14 protein-coding genes are annotated in these 13,448 nt (G+C 69.5%); 7 read left to right on the plus strand and 7 right to left on the minus strand.

Annotated elements, in window-relative coordinates; genetic code table 11:
* On the minus strand, nucleotides 1–1,344 hold the full coding sequence (gene ccrA, locus LO762_RS09520) for a crotonyl-CoA carboxylase/reductase (RefSeq protein ID WP_230614111.1): 1,344 nt from the start codon (nucleotides 1,342–1,344) through the stop codon (nucleotides 1–3).
* Nucleotides 1,345–1,496: 152 nt separating this feature from the next.
* Between ccrA and LO762_RS09525 the strand changes: the two genes are divergently transcribed.
* Entirely contained in the window at nucleotides 1,497–2,252 is a 756-nt protein-coding gene (locus LO762_RS09525; RefSeq protein WP_230614112.1) for a thioesterase II family protein, read from the plus strand.
* A gap of 121 nt (nucleotides 2,253–2,373) precedes the next feature.
* The gene (locus LO762_RS09530; RefSeq protein ID WP_230614113.1) at nucleotides 2,374–2,895 is read left to right on the plus strand and encodes a hypothetical protein; all 522 of its coding nucleotides are present in this window, start codon (nucleotides 2,374–2,376) and stop codon (nucleotides 2,893–2,895) included.
* Here the strand turns inward: LO762_RS09530 and LO762_RS09535 are convergent.
* The gene (locus LO762_RS09535; protein WP_230614114.1) at nucleotides 2,859–3,053 is read right to left on the minus strand and encodes a hypothetical protein; all 195 of its coding nucleotides are present in this window, start codon (nucleotides 3,051–3,053) and stop codon (nucleotides 2,859–2,861) included. The two genes, LO762_RS09530 and LO762_RS09535, sit on opposite strands and share 37 nt — an antisense overlap.
* A gap of 42 nt (nucleotides 3,054–3,095) precedes the next feature.
* Nucleotides 3,096–5,366 (minus strand): LLM class flavin-dependent oxidoreductase, encoded by a 2,271-nt coding sequence (locus LO762_RS09540; protein ID WP_230614115.1) that lies wholly within the window; start codon nucleotides 5,364–5,366, stop codon nucleotides 3,096–3,098.
* A 93-nt stretch (nucleotides 5,367–5,459) separates the two neighbouring features.
* On the opposite strand from LO762_RS09540, the gene LO762_RS09545 reads away from it, so the two are divergent.
* Entirely contained in the window at nucleotides 5,460–5,948 is a 489-nt protein-coding gene (locus LO762_RS09545; RefSeq protein ID WP_230614116.1) for a MarR family winged helix-turn-helix transcriptional regulator, read from the plus strand.
* 109 nt (nucleotides 5,949–6,057) lie between these two features.
* On the opposite strand, the gene LO762_RS09550 is transcribed toward LO762_RS09545, so the two are convergent.
* Nucleotides 6,058–6,999, minus strand: coding sequence for an endonuclease/exonuclease/phosphatase family protein (locus LO762_RS09550; RefSeq protein ID WP_230614117.1), 942 nt, complete (start codon nucleotides 6,997–6,999; stop codon nucleotides 6,058–6,060).
* A gap of 216 nt (nucleotides 7,000–7,215) precedes the next feature.
* Between LO762_RS09550 and LO762_RS09555 the strand changes: the two genes are divergently transcribed.
* Together LO762_RS09555 and LO762_RS09560 are read left to right on the plus strand one after the other, a co-directional pair.
* A complete protein-coding gene (locus tag LO762_RS09555) occupies nucleotides 7,216–7,896 on the plus strand; it encodes a response regulator transcription factor (protein WP_230614118.1) in 681 nt (226 codons plus the stop codon).
* On the plus strand, nucleotides 7,889–8,977 hold the full coding sequence (locus LO762_RS09560; protein WP_230614119.1) for a HAMP domain-containing sensor histidine kinase: 1,089 nt from the start codon (nucleotides 7,889–7,891) through the stop codon (nucleotides 8,975–8,977). Before LO762_RS09555 ends, LO762_RS09560 begins: the two co-directional genes overlap by 8 nt.
* Nucleotides 8,978–9,164: 187 nt before the next feature.
* On the opposite strand, the gene LO762_RS09565 is transcribed toward LO762_RS09560, so the two are convergent.
* Genes LO762_RS09565 through LO762_RS09575 form a run of 3 tightly spaced genes read right to left on the minus strand, consistent with a single transcriptional unit; the run spans nucleotide 9,165 to nucleotide 12,218 of the window.
* On the minus strand, nucleotides 9,165–10,172 hold the full coding sequence (locus LO762_RS09565; protein ID WP_230614120.1) for a VOC family protein: 1,008 nt from the start codon (nucleotides 10,170–10,172) through the stop codon (nucleotides 9,165–9,167).
* The gene (locus LO762_RS09570; RefSeq protein ID WP_230614121.1) at nucleotides 10,169–11,041 is read right to left on the minus strand and encodes an alpha/beta hydrolase; all 873 of its coding nucleotides are present in this window, start codon (nucleotides 11,039–11,041) and stop codon (nucleotides 10,169–10,171) included. The genes LO762_RS09565 and LO762_RS09570 overlap by 4 nt, the downstream gene beginning before the upstream one ends.
* Nucleotides 11,016–12,218 (minus strand): FAD-dependent monooxygenase, encoded by a 1,203-nt coding sequence (locus LO762_RS09575; protein ID WP_230614122.1) that lies wholly within the window; start codon nucleotides 12,216–12,218, stop codon nucleotides 11,016–11,018. Before LO762_RS09575 ends, LO762_RS09570 begins: the two co-directional genes overlap by 26 nt.
* A gap of 137 nt (nucleotides 12,219–12,355) precedes the next feature.
* Here LO762_RS09575 and LO762_RS09580 point away from each other — a divergent pair, with 137 nt between their 5' ends.
* Nucleotides 12,356–12,997 (plus strand): TetR/AcrR family transcriptional regulator, encoded by a 642-nt coding sequence (locus LO762_RS09580; protein WP_230614123.1) that lies wholly within the window; start codon nucleotides 12,356–12,358, stop codon nucleotides 12,995–12,997.
* A 148-nt stretch (nucleotides 12,998–13,145) separates the two neighbouring features.
* Nucleotides 13,146–13,418 (plus strand): alpha/beta fold hydrolase, encoded by a 273-nt coding sequence (locus LO762_RS09585; RefSeq protein WP_230614125.1) that lies wholly within the window; start codon nucleotides 13,146–13,148, stop codon nucleotides 13,416–13,418.
* The last annotated feature ends 30 nt before the right edge of the window (nucleotides 13,419–13,448 follow it).

A 13,448-nucleotide genomic window follows, 5' to 3' on the forward strand; every position in this document is an offset into this window, starting at 1 on the left:
CTAGGCGCCGACCGTCCCGAAAATGCTGATCTTCGCCGCGTGGCGGGCGCGGAACTCCTCGTCCTCGATCCCCATTCCGGGCTCCGGCGCGAGGCAGAGAATGCCCAGCTTCCCCTGATGCCGGTTCTGCAGGACCTCATGGGCGGCGGTCGCCGCCTCGTCGAGCGGGAACGTCTTGGACAGCGTCGGATAGACCTTGCCGCGCCGCATCAGTTCATTGGCCCGCCAGGCCTCCTGGTAGTTCGCGAAATGGGATCCGACAATGCGCTTCAGGTGCATCCACAGATAGCGGTTGTCGAAATAGTGGTCGTAGCCACTCGTCGACGCGCAGGTGACGATCGTGCCGCCACGGCGGGCGACGTAGACGCTGGCGGGAAAGGTGTCGCGGCCCGGGTGCTCGAAGACGATGTCCGGGTCGTCGCCGCCGGTGAGGTCCCTGATGGCCGACCCCAGCCGACGCCATTCCTTACGGTTCGGGGTGGTGCCGTCACGCCAGAACTCAAAGCCCTCCGCCGCCCGGTCGATGACCATCTCGGCCCCCATCGCGCGGCACAGATCCGCCTTCTCGGGCGAGGAGACCACACACACCGGGTCGGCTCCGCCGTTGAGGGCCAGCTGGGTCGCGTAGGAGCCCAGCCCGCCGCACGCCCCCCAGATCAGGACCTTGTCCCCCTGCTTCATGTCGGCGCCGTTGTGTGAGACGAGCTGGCGATAGGCGGTCGACAGGACGAGCCCGGGAGAGGCGGCCTCCTCCCACGTCAGGTGGGCGGGTTTTGGCATGAGCTGGTTCGCCTTGACCAGGGCGAGGTCCGCCAGGCCGCCGAAGTTCGTCTCAAAACCCCAGATCCGCTGCTCGGGGTCGAGCATGGCGTCATCGTGGCCGGCCGGATCCTCAAGCTCCACCGACAGGCAGTGCGCGACCACCCGGTCGCCGGGCCGCCAGCGGTGCACCCCCGGGCCGACGCGCAGGACGACGCCCGCCAGGTCCGAACCGAGGACGTGGTAGGGAAGGTCGTGCCTCCTGCCGAGCTCGGATGTGCGTCCGTAACGGGTCAGGAACTCGAACGTCGGGACCGGCTCGAAGATCGAGGACCAGACGGTGTTGTAGTTGATCGAGCTGGCCATGACGACGACGAGAGCCTCACCGGGCCCGAGTTCGGGCACCGGCACGTCGTCCAGGTGGAGGGACCTGCGCGGGTCCCGTTCGGCGGTGGGCAGCCCCTCGAAGATGCCCGTCTCGTCCTTGCGGATGGTCAGCGCCCGGTAGGAGCCCGGTACGGGCAGGTTCTCCCAGTCTCGTGACGTCAGCCTCTCGGCGCCCACCGCCTCAAGAATCTGCTGCATTCACCCTCCACCCCATGATGAATCATCGTGCCTAGCAGAACAGACGACAACCGGCTACCTCAAGTACCCCCCTACCCCTAGATTCTCCAGCCGCATAGGGGGGCACATTTAGGGGTTTCCCCTCATGACCCGGGCGGCAGATCATGTGATTCGTGGCCGATGACGATAACGACGACAGGTGGATTCACCGATTCGGCGTCGGTTCGGATCCGCGCTCACGCTTGTACTGTTTTCCGTACGCCGCCGGATCGGCCAGCTACTACTTCCCGCTGTCCCGGCTCATCGACCCGGCCGTCGAGATCAACGCCGTGCAGTATCCCGGGCGCCACGACCGGCACCGCGAGCCGCCCATGACATCCATTCACGAAATAGCCGACGGGGTGCTCCGGGCATTGTCCGACTCCACCGACGACCTGCCGTTCTCGTTCTTCGGACACAGCATGGGATCGGTGGTCGCCTACGAGGTCGCACGCAGACTGGAGCGATCGGGAAGGAAAGCTCCCACGCGGCTGTTCGTCTCGGCGAGGCGCGCACCCTCCTGCACCCGTCCAGGCAACGTGGACCCGGGCGATGACGCCTCCATCATCGCCGAACTCCGCAAACTCGGAAGCACCACGAGCACCTTCCTGGACGACCCCGAACTCCTGGACGACCTGCTGCGAGTGGCCCGGGCCGATTACACGGCCATCGAGTCCTACCGCTGGCAGGACGACGGAACCCCCCTGGCCATCCCGATCACGGCCATGGCCGGAGCCAACGACCCGAACGCCACCGTGAGCGAAGTCGCCGCCTGGCAGTCCCACACCTCCGGCGACTTCACCCTCAAGGTCTTCCCAGGCGACCATTTCTATCTCGAACAAAACCTCACCGAGATCACCTCAACCCTCACCCCCGTCACCGACCGATAAGCCAGAACAAAGAACTCGACTGGATCATCGTTGTCGCCGACCGCGTCCGAGCCTCCTCAGGCAGAGCGGTCCGTCCGGAATCCTGTGCGCGCAGTGCGTTCGGCCGACTACAGTTCCGCTCGTGGACTCCTACGTCACCGCGATCACCCATCGGATTCGGCGCATGCCCGAACCTGTCTGGCTGGACGTGCCCCTCTCCGGAGAGCGTCTCGCGGAAATCGTCTTCTTCGGGCACGGCAAGGACGCCGATCTCATGATCCGGCTCCGAGACGAACGGAAGTTCGTCATCCCCATGGGCGACCGCTTCAGGCTGAGCGGGTGCGACGGCCTGCGGCACGAGATCATCCCGTGGGACGACCGCTCACTGGCCATCCGGTACTCCGGCGAGAACCTGGAACTCGCCGCTCTCAGAATCGAGATCCCCCGCTGGGCCCACACCGAGGACGAGGACTTCGAAGACGCGGTGCGGCGCTGGCTGGAAGACGACGAAGAACTGCCAGCATGCCTGCAGGTCGACATACACCTAAGGCACCAGCCCCCCGAAGCCAAGCCGACACCCGGAGGCGGTGAGCTTGGAGACCCGCCCGTCGGCATTCCAGGCACACCTCATAGACCGGGCTCGGAGAAGTCCTTGGTGTGGTAGTCGTCGAGGAGCGCCAGAACATGAGGAGGCAGGCTGTCCTCGTTCACGTGGCTCTTGTCGAGCGTGGCGACGATCGTCTTCTCATGCGGTTTGTATGCTGCGACGAGCTCGCCGGGCGGGCTGCCATATGCATGCCCATGGGCCGCTTCGGGGCTCACGCGGAGTTTCCAGCACTTGTCCGTGGCGTGCGCGGGGCGCGTTCAGGCGTCCGCGGGGCTGATCGGGAAGTTCGCGCGGAAGACGTTGTCGGGGTCGTGGGCGCGCTTGACGCGCCGCAGCCGGGCCAGTCCCGCCTCGCCGAACGCGTCGAACAGCCGCTCCGGTCGTGTGTCGGTGTCGAACGACAGGTAGAGGCCGTCGGTGTGTGGCGCGACCTCCTCGTCCCACACGGCGTTCAGCGAGGACTGGTGGGCGCCCATGGCGGTGAGGGCGAAGTTCTGGTGACGGTGGGGGTAGGCGGTCGCGTCCGGGGCGAGGTCGTGCGCGGCCCCGCCGGTGGCGCGGATCTGGAGGAAGTAGGGCGTGCCGGAGCGCGCGGCGCCCGCGAACGCGCGGCTGACGTCCTCGTCCAGGTGGGTGACGAGGCCGGAGCGCACCGCGGGATCTCCCCCGCCGGTGTGGTGCTTGTCGACGGGCGGCACCACCCCGGCGTAGGGCAGGAGGTAGCCCTGGTGGTCGAGGAGCGGGCCCGCCTCGGCGAGCCGTTCCAGCTCCTTCACCGCGGCGTTCGTGTCGTCGCCCGCGTAGACGGTCATCAGCTGGGCGACCGCGTCGCGGCCACCGCGTGGTGGGGAGAGGACAAGGAAGCTCGTCAGCTCACGCGGGGCCGCCTCCACCGCGACGCCCCAGCGCTGGAGGAGCCCGGAGATGTCGCGGGCGCCGAGGGTCATCTGCGAGAAGACGACGTCGCCGAGTTCCATCGCCTCGATCTCGACCCACGTCACCACGCCGAGGTTGCCTCCGGCGCCGCGCAGTCCCCAGAACAGGTCGGGGTTCTCCTCGGCGGACGCGCGCAGCACCCTCCCGTCGGCCGTCACCACCTCCGCCGCGACCACGTGGTCGATCGTCAGCCCGAATTTCCGGCCGAGGAAGCCGATCCCGCCCGTGGTGGCGAGCCCGCCGACGCCCACGCCGCCGAAGTCGCCCGAGCTGATCGCCCACCCGTGCGGTGCCAGCGTCTCGGCGACCGCGCCCCAGGTGGCGCCCGAGCCGAGCCGTACCCGCCGGGTCCGCGCGTCGACGACCTCGACGCCGTTCAGCGCGCCGACGTCGAGCACGATGCCGCCGTCGTTGGTGGAGCGGCCGCTGATGCCGTGGCCGCCCGAGCGCACGCCCAACGGCACGTCCTGGGAGCGCGCGTAGCCGAGCGCCTCCACGACCTGGCCCGTCGTCGCCGGGCGCAGGACGAGGCCCGGCGACCCGGACCGCAGATAGTTGTGCCGCACCGAGGCGTACGCGCGGTCGCCCGGCTCGACGGCGTCGGCGGCGAGGCTCGCGGGCACCTTGGCGTAGTCGATCCCCGGGTGGCGCAGCGCCAGCGCGGCCGTCCCACGCCGGGACGACGCGGGCGCCGTCCCGGCTTTGGCGCGCTCGCGTGCCACGTTCTCGCGCACGGCGGGGGCGATCTCCGCGCCGAAGACCTGGAGCGCGCCCGGGTCGTCGGAGGCCAGGACGAAGGTGCCGATGCCGTCCTCCAGCGCCAGGGCGGTCAGCTCCTCCGTCCACTGCCCGACGGGTCCCCGCAGGAGGCCCTGGGACTCCGGGGAGATCTCGCCGGCGATGTTCAGCAGGCGGCGTACCTGGGCCGGATCGCGGCCCGCCTCGGCGGCGGTCTCGTCGATGAGGGCGTTGCCGCGACGTAGGTCGCCGTCCTTCAGATAGGCGAGGCTGGGCAGCCAGCCGTCGGCCTTGCGGGCGACGAGCCGCAGCATGCGCGGCCCGTAGGCGCCCAGCCAGACGGGGATGTCGTGCGCGGGCGCCGGGCCGCGCTTGGCCCCGTTGACCCGGTGGTGCGCGCCGTCGACGCGCAGGATGCCGCGCTCGTCCGCCGCCCAGATGCCCCGGATGATCTCCAGGCCCTCCTCCAGCGCGGTGACCGACTCGGCAGGGGTGAGGCGCCGCGCGCCCATGGACTCGATCGCGTCCCAGAACCCTCCCGCGCCGATGCCCAGCGCGAACCTGCCCTGCGACAGCAGATCGAGCGACGCCGCGGCGCGGGCCAGCACCGCCGGCGGGCGGAGCGGCAGGTTGAGCACGTTCCCGGAGACGGTGACGCGCTCGGTGCGCGCGGCGACCCAGGACAGCAGCGTCCAGGTGTCCAGGAATCCCGCCTGGTACGGGTGGTCCTGGAAGGTCACGAGATCCAGCCCGGCGGCCTCGGCGGCCTGGGCGAGCCGGACCGGGCTCTGCGGATCGCGGTTCTGCGGGGTGAGGAACGCACCGAACACGAGGTCGTGGCCGTAGTCCGTCATGTCACACTCTCTTCTGGCAAGATAATCTGTCCTACAGACTATATGCTTGGCAACATATCTGGATGGCAGCGTATTTCCGGCTAGGCTGGGAGCGTGACCATCGGGGAGAGGCCGCAGGCGTCGCACCGGCCGTCCACGCTCGGCTGGACGCTCACCGTGCTGCTCAGGCAGTGGCACGAGCGGGTCGAGGACATCGCGCGCGAACTCCCGCAGGGTGTCCGTGGCTACCAAGTGCTCTCCGCCGTCGCGCACGGTGCGCCGCCCACCCAGGCGGCCCTCGCCGCCCGCCTCGGCATCGACCGCACCGTCATGACCTACCTGCTCGACGCGTTCGAGGGCTGTGACCTCCTGCGCCGCACGCCCGACCCGGCCGACCGGCGGGCCCGCCGCATCGTGCCCACCGACCACGGCCGAGGTGTCCTCGCCGACCTCGACGCGCGCGTCGCCGAAGCCGAGGACGACCTCCTGCGCGGCCTCGCCGCCGGGGAGAGGAGCCTCCTGCTCACCCTGCTGGAGCGCGCCGCGTCCACCGCCTCCCCCGATGCGGACCCCTGCACGGAGGTGCTCCCGCCCCGCGCCTGACCCGCACGCCGCGCGGCGACGGCGGGGCGCAGAAAACCGATGGGGAGAAGTGCTCGTTGAAAAAGTGCGGATGTGCGGACCTGTAGGAGCGGGACGCGGGTGTTGGGGGTTACCAGGTAATTGTGGCTGAGATCGGGAGGTGGTCGCTGGGAGTGGGGGGCAGGGTGTGTGAGCTCGTCAGGGTGAGGGTGCGGGTGAGGATTTCGTCGGCTCGGACCAGGGGGAAGGCGGCCGGCCAGGTGAAGCCGAAGCCTTGGCCGGCTGTTTTGTGGGCCGGATGCATTTGGGAGGTGATGGGGGTGAGGGCGCGGTCGTCCGTGGTGCCGTTGAGGTCGGCCAGGAGGACCACACGGTCGTTCTGTTCGGCGGCGACGGCTTTGCCCAGGGCCTGGACGCCGATGTTTCGGGAGGCCGTCCAGAAGCCTGATCTGGGGGTCAGTCGTACGGACCCCAGGTGGGCGACGAATACGGTGAGCGGGCCGTGTTCTGAGGTTGCGGTCGTGCTTAGGGCTCGGGTCTCGGGTGAGTTTCTGTCGGGTGTCATGGCGGTTTTCAGTGGGCCATAGTTCATGATGTCGATCGGTCGGGTATTGGATAGGGGGAGTTTGCTCCACAGGCCGACCGTGCCCAGCACCGCGTGATGTGGGTATGTGCTTCTCAGCTCTTTCTTGTAGGTGTCTGTCGATTGGGGGGTCAGTTCCTCCAGGGCCAGGAGGTCGGCTCCGAAGGCGGCCAGGGCGCGGGCGGTGCCGGTGGGGTCGGGATTGGCCGCGCCGACGTTGTGGGTGGCCACGGTGAGGTCGGCGTCCGGGCGGGACTTGTCGATGAGCAGCCCGCCGAAGAGGCACGTCCACACCACGAGCGGCAGGAGCAGCGCGACCGCCGCGGAGGCGGAACGGCGCCACAGCGCCCCGGCCAGGAGCACCGGGATGCCGAGGCCGAGCCAGGGTAGGAAGGTCTCCACAAGGCTGCCGAGGTTCCACGGGCGGTTCGGGACCTGCGCGTGCGCCAGCATGGTCAGGCCCAGCAGCAGCGCCAGCGCGGCCGGCACCGGGCCGCGCCTCCAGGGCTCCGGTCGGGAGACGGCGAGGACAGCCTGGCGGAGGCCCGCGCGGCCGACGCCGGGAAGCCGGTGGATCTTGCGGGACGCTTCTCGCGTCGGGGCCGGTGGTTGAGGCATCCGGGCAGTCAAAGCGGCGTGAGGTTGCCAGGGCGTAGGGGATTTCCGATACGCGGGCGATATGCGGCGGCTCGTAGCATCGATCGTATGCGCGTGCTGATCGTCGAGGACGAACCCTTTCTCGCGGAGGCCATCCGCGCCGGCCTACGCCTTGAGTCGATCGCGTCCGACATCGCGGGCGACGGCGACACCGCGTGGGAACTACTGTGCGTCAACACCTACGACATCGCCGTCCTCGACCGCGACATCCCGGGGCCGTCAGGTGACGAGATCGCCAGGCGCGTCATCGCCTCCGGCAGCGGGATGCCCATCCTGATGCTCACCGCGGCCGACCGTCTCGACGACAAGGCCTCAGGGTTCGAGCTCGGCGCGGACGACTACCTCACCAAGCCGTTCGAACTCAGGGAACTCGCGCTCAGGCTCAGGGCGCTCGACCGCAGGCGCGCGCACCACAGGCCGCCCACGCGGGAGATCGCCGGCCTGCGGCTCGACCCGTTTCGCAGGGAGGTCTACCGGGACGGGCGCTATGTCGCGCTGACCCGGAAGCAGTTCGCCGTCCTCGAAGTCCTCATCGGCGCCGAGGGCGGTGTCGTCAGCGCCGAGGAGTTGCTCGCGCGGGCGTGGGACGAGAACGCCGACCCGTTCACCAACGCCGTGCGCATCACCGTCTCGGCGCTGCGCAAACGTCTGGGCGAACCATGGATCATCGCCACGGTGCCCGGCGTCGGTTACCGCGTCGACACGCGCGAGGGCGGGGAGCGTGGATAGGGCCCCCGGGCTGAGCGTCCGGCTCAAACTGACCCTCAGCTACGTCGGATTCCTCATGCTCGCGGGCGCGCTGCTGCTCGCCGCCGTGTGGATCTTCATCCTGCGCCACCTGCCCGACTACACGAGCGTCCCCGGGGGCGTGCTCCTACGCTCGACCCTCCTGCACGACTTCGCGTCGGCCGCGGGCGCGGTGCTGCTCGTCCTGCTGATCTTCGGTCTCGCGGGCGGGTGGCTGCTCGCCGGCCGGATGCTCGCCCCGCTGGCCCGCATCACGGACGCCACGCGCATGGCCACAAGCGGGTCGCTCTCGCACCGGATCCGGCTTCCCGGCCGCGGTGACGAGTTCCGTGAGCTCGCCGACGTCTTCGACGGCATGCTCGCGCGGCTCGAAGCACACGTCGCCGAACAGCGGAGGTTCGCGGCGAACGCCTCACACGAGCTGCGCACCCCGCTCGCGATCTCGAAGGCGCTGCTCGACGTGGCCCGCAACGACCCGGCACACGACACCGACGAACTCGTCGACCGCCTCCACGCCGTCAACACCCGGGCGATCGACCTCACCGAGGCGCTGCTCCTGCTCAGCCGCGCCGACCAGCGGTCCTTCAACCGGGAGCGGGTCGACCTGTCACTCATCGCGGAGGAGGCGACCGAGACTCTTCTTCCCCTGGCGGAGAGGCGCGGCGTTACCGTCAGCGTCTCCGGAGAGGTCGCCGCCGCCGTCGGATCGCAGGCGCTTCTGCTGCAGTTGACCATGAACCTCGTGCAGAACGCGATCGTGCACAACCTGCCCGAGCGGGGCACCGTGTGGGTGAACACCGGCGTCCGGCCCGGGGCGGCGGTGCTCACGGTCGAGAACACCGGCGAGCCGATCACTCCACGGCTCGCCGCGACGCTCACGGAGCCGTTTCAGCGCGGCACCGAGCGCGTCCACACCGACCACGCGGGCGTCGGGCTCGGTCTGACGATCGTCAGGACCATCACCGACGCGCACAGCGGAAGACTCACCCTCACCCCGCGCCCGGCCGGAGGGATGCACGTCACCGTCGAACTACCCGCGCCCGGCCCACACGTCAACGGGTGACTTCAGGGGGTCGTCGACTCTCGCACGAGCGACCGCCCGCCGGGCTCAGGCTCCCCGACCCGCTTCGCATCGAGGACGCCTGCGACGCGATCTCCGCGCGGCGAGGTCGCGCTCAGGCCCCTGTGGCGCGAGGACACCGCCAGCGTCCCGAGCGCCAACTCGCCGCGCGGACGGGGTGACCTGAAACTCAGTCGTCGGGGATGCCCGTGCCGCTCAGCTGCGGCACGGTCTTCTCGGTCTGGGCCAGGGACAGCGCGCCGGCCTTGAACTGGGCGAGGACGTCGATGATGGTCTGGCCGACGGGCTTGTGGCCCCAGACGCTGATGCCCTGGTGGGTGGAGGGCTCCCAGGTCGCCTCGTCGATGACGATGGGGTTCCAGCCGACCTCCCACTCGAAGCCGGAGGGAGTCACCGCGTAGTAGGACAGCTCCTTGTCGTTGGTGTGCTGTCCGACGGACAAGGCCATGGTGAAGCCGAGTTCGTGGACGCGCTGGTAGCTCCGAGCGACGTCGTCGAGTTCGGCGACCTGGATGTTGAGGTGCTGGACGCGGGTGCGGATGGGGTCGATCGGCGCGCCCTTCACAGCGGCGATGGCGATGGAGTGGTGGCGTTCGTTGACGCGCAGGAAACGGATCTTGAGCTTGGCGCCGTTGATGGTCTCGTCGATGTAGTCGGTGAGACGGGCGTCGAAGACGTGCGCGAAGTAGCCGCGCATCAGGGTCGGCTTCGTCGTGGTGATCGCCACGTGCCCCATGCCGGACTCACCGGTGACGAAGCCCCGGGCGAGCATGTTGAGCGGCTCGGTCTTGAGCTTCGGGGTGGTGTAGATCTCCTGGGTGATGCCCTTGGGCCCGGGGAAGCGCAGCAGCCGTTCGACGCCGCGGGCGGCGGCTTCCTGCTCGGTGCCCTGCTTGTAGGGGATCCCGGAGGCGCGGACGCGGGTTTCGACCTGCTCGAAGGACGCGTGGTCGTCAACGTGCCAGCCGACGGCGACGACGTCTTCGGCGGGGCCGCGCACGAGCAGGAAGCGGCATTCCTGGTCATCGAGGCGAAAGCGCATGCGGTCGATGTCGAGGGCGTCGTGGTGCATGCCGATGGCGTCGGCGCCGAAGCGCCGCCAGTCGGCGAACCTCTGGGTCTCGATGACGAGGTAGCCGAGGTGGACGGTGCCGAACACCGAGGGCGCGGTGGTCATCGGGTGCCTCCCAGGAAGTCGGCGCACAGGCGGTTGAACAGGTCGGGGCGCTCGAACTGGACCCAGTGGCCGGTGTTGGCGACGACGTAGAGGTCGCAGTCGGGCATCCGCTCGACCAGGGCGGCGCCGCCGGACGGCCTGTTCACCTTGTCCCGCGCACCCCAGACGACGAGCGTCGGCACCGCGAGACGGGCGAGGCGTGCGTCGCGCGTGAAGTCCATCCGCAGCAGGGTCTTCAGCGCGCCGGGCCCGGACGGGCGACGCAGCGGCGGCGCGGCGACCACCTCGGGGTCGACGCTGGCCTCGTAGCGCTCGTCGATCACAGAGTCGGGAATCTGGGCGGCGTTGAAGACGAGGTACTCGCGGATAAACTTCTCCAGTTTCGCCCGCGAGGGCCCGTCTCCGCCGTAGTAGGCGAGCAGCGACTTCAGGCCGGGCGTGGGCAGGCCCCGGCTGGTGCCGACGCCGCCGGGGCCCATCAGCACCATTCGCTCGACCCGTTCCGGGGTGTCCAGTGCGAGGCGCAGCGCGCAGGCGCCCCCGTAGGAGTTCCCGACGAGGTGGGCGCGGTCGAGGCCGAGCGCGTCGAGCAGGCCGCGGATGCCGTCGGCGAGGTACCCGAAGGGGTCGGTGGCATCGACGCCCTTGGTGCTGCGGCCGTAGCCGGGCAGGTCGGGCACGATCACGCGGAAGTGTTCGGCGAGGGCGGCGATGTTGCGCCGGTAGTTGGAGACGCCGGAAGCGCCGGGGCCGCCGCCGTGCAGGAGCAGGACGGGCGGTCCGTCACCGGTCTCGGCGACGAAGATCTTCTTGCCTGCGGCGTCCACCAGGGATTCCCGCATCTCAGGGAGGGCCGGTGTGGTCGTCATCGTTGGTTCCTCTCGGCTGCACCGGGCTGGAAGCCCGCGGGCGGGGCGGGTAGGGGCGAGGTCTCGGAGGCTGCGGCGTAGACGTAGCCGTCCGGGCGCAGCACGGCCGTCGCGGTCTTGCGGCGGTCCAGCCAGGCGAGCAAAACGCCGGTCTCGTCGACGATCGTGCCCTTCGCGGAGGCCGGGAGTCGAGCACCGAATCGGGCAGCTCTCCACGCAGGACGGCGGCGAGCTTCCAGCACAGGTTCGCCGCGTCCCGCACCCCGGCGGCCATGCCCTGGCCGATCCACGGCGGCATCGCGTGCGCGGCGTCCCCGGCGAGGAACACGCGGCCGACCCGGAAGCGGTCGGCGAAGCGGACATGGTGGCTGTACACCGTGGCGCGCAGGATCTTCACGTTCGCCGCGGTGATGCCGTAGCGGGACAGCAGCCTCCAGATCGCGGCGTCGGTGACGAGTTCCTTCTCGTCCTCGCCGTGCAGGATCGGGAACTCCCAGCGGTGGTGGCCGAGCGGAGTGGGGCAGTCGACGGCGGGCCGGGCGGGGTCGCAGTGGAACCGGAGCCGGTCGTGGCCCTCCCACGGCTCCAGCATCTCGGTGTCGATGACGACCCAGCGGTCCTCATAGGTGCGGCCCTCGTAGCCGATGTTGAGCTGGGCTCGCGTCAGGCTGGATCCGCCATCGGCGGCGATCACATACCGGGCGCGCAGACGCCGCACGGTGTCCTCTCCGGTGTGCACGAGGGTGAGCTCGACCCCGCCCTCGTCCTGGACGACGCGCAGGCACTCCCGCTCCAGCAGCAGCTCCACGTTCGGATACCGTTCGACGCCCTCGCGCAGAACCTCCTCCAGGGCGGGCTGGTAGATGAACATCTGTGGCGGGTGCCCGTGCCCGCGTGGTACAGGGTGGGCGCACAGGAACGGCTCCCCCTTGGCGTCCACGAACTCCAGGGGAAGATCACCGAGCATGTCGAGCTTGAGCCGGTCGGCGAGGCCGATCCGCTGCCAGACCCGCAGCACCTCCTCGTCGGTGGAGATCGCCCGGGCCCGCGTGAAGATCTCCGCGTCCCGCTCGATCACCGCGACCCGCAGGCCCAGGGCGCCGAGCAGATTCGCCGCGGTCACGCCCGTCGGGCCGTACCCGATCACCGCGACGTCGTATTCCGCTTCTTCGGTCACCGCGGTACTCCTCTCACTGGTCTCCCACCAAGATACTGGATCGATTAGTCCACTGAGGATCGATAGTTACACTGAAGCATGTGTCAGGCAGACGGCAAGGAGCAACGGTGATGGGACAATCGGTCCGGGGAGGCTTGATGGGACCGAAGACGGACCGGCGGCAACAGCACGGAGAGGAGTCGCGCCAGCGCATCCTGGACGCCGCCGTGGAGATCGCCGCCGAGCGGGGGTATGAGGGGACGAGCATGTCGCTGGTCCGGCAGCGCTCAGGCATGCCCAACAGTTCGATCTACTGGCATTTCACGGACAAGGACGACCTCTTCGCCGCCGTCATCGACCGCAGCTACCAACTCTGGCGGGACCGGCTCCTCGACATCGCCGTCCGCCGCGACCCGACGCTCCCGCGCCTGCGGCGGTTCCTGGACGTCGCCCACTCCATCGCCGACAGCCTCCTGGAGCGGCCGGAGTTCCTCAGCCTCGGGCTCATGCTCACGCTGGAGCGCAGGCCCGTGGAGGCCAAGGCCCGGGAGCGGTTCGTGGAGATCCGCGCGGAGGTCCACAGAATCGCCCGGACCGAGTTCACGGACATCCTCGCCGACCTCCCCGAAGAGCGCCGCGGTGAGTTCGCCGCCCGCCTGGCCGACTTCACCATCGCCGCCACCGACGGCTACTTCCTCGCCTATCAGCTGAGCCCCGACACCTACGACCTGCACGGCGCCTTCGCCACCCTCGGCACGGCCACCGACGCCCTGCTGGAGCGCTGGCTCGCCGAGTCCTGAGCCGTCAGCGGGCCAGGCGCGGGGACAACACTTCGGCACCGCCTCTGGCCGGCCCTTGTATTTCGAAGACGTTTCGCCAATACTCCCCGTATCGATCGGTCCGGAGTGTATCAACCGATCCAGTACGCCATGAGGAGGAGTGATCGACATGTCCGTGGTCGACACAGCGAAGGGCCTGGCGGGTGAACTGGCTACTCAGGTGGCTGAGGGCAACGAGCTGCGGCGGCAGCCTCTACAAGCTGTCACGTTGCTCGACACGCTCGGCCTGGAGAAGGTCCACCTGGTCGGCGACTCCTACGGTGGCATCGTGTCGCTCGCGCTCGCCCGCAAGGAGCCCGAGCGGGTAGGCCGGATCATTCTCATGGGCGGTGCGGGCGCCCCGATCCCGCCGACGGAGGAGCCACTGAAGCTCATCACCTGACAGTCGCATCGAGGGCATCGGCACGCTGCG

Source organism: Actinocorallia sp. API 0066, assembly GCF_020991275.1.
In the GTDB taxonomy this organism is placed as follows: domain Bacteria; phylum Actinomycetota; class Actinomycetes; order Streptosporangiales; family Streptosporangiaceae; genus Actinocorallia.

Excerpts from the sequence above, each read along its gene's own strand:
- ccrA (WP_230614111.1), bottom strand. The coding sequence starts at position 1,344 with ATGCAGCAGATTCTTGAGGCGGTGGGCGCCGAGAGGCTGACGTCACGA.
- LO762_RS09540 (WP_230614115.1), bottom strand. The coding sequence starts at position 5,366 with ATGACGGACTACGGCCACGACCTCGTGTTCGGTGCGTTCCTCACCCCG.
- LO762_RS09555 (WP_230614118.1), top strand. The coding sequence starts at position 7,216 with ATGCGCGTGCTGATCGTCGAGGACGAACCCTTTCTCGCGGAGGCCATC.
- LO762_RS09565 (WP_230614120.1), bottom strand. The coding sequence starts at position 10,172 with ATGACCACCGCGCCCTCGGTGTTCGGCACCGTCCACCTCGGCTACCTC.
- LO762_RS09570 (WP_230614121.1), bottom strand. The coding sequence starts at position 11,041 with ATGACGACCACACCGGCCCTCCCTGAGATGCGGGAATCCCTGGTGGAC.
- LO762_RS09580 (WP_230614123.1), top strand. The coding sequence starts at position 12,356 with ATGGGACCGAAGACGGACCGGCGGCAACAGCACGGAGAGGAGTCGCGC.
- LO762_RS09585 (WP_230614125.1), top strand. The coding sequence starts at position 13,146 with ATGTCCGTGGTCGACACAGCGAAGGGCCTGGCGGGTGAACTGGCTACT.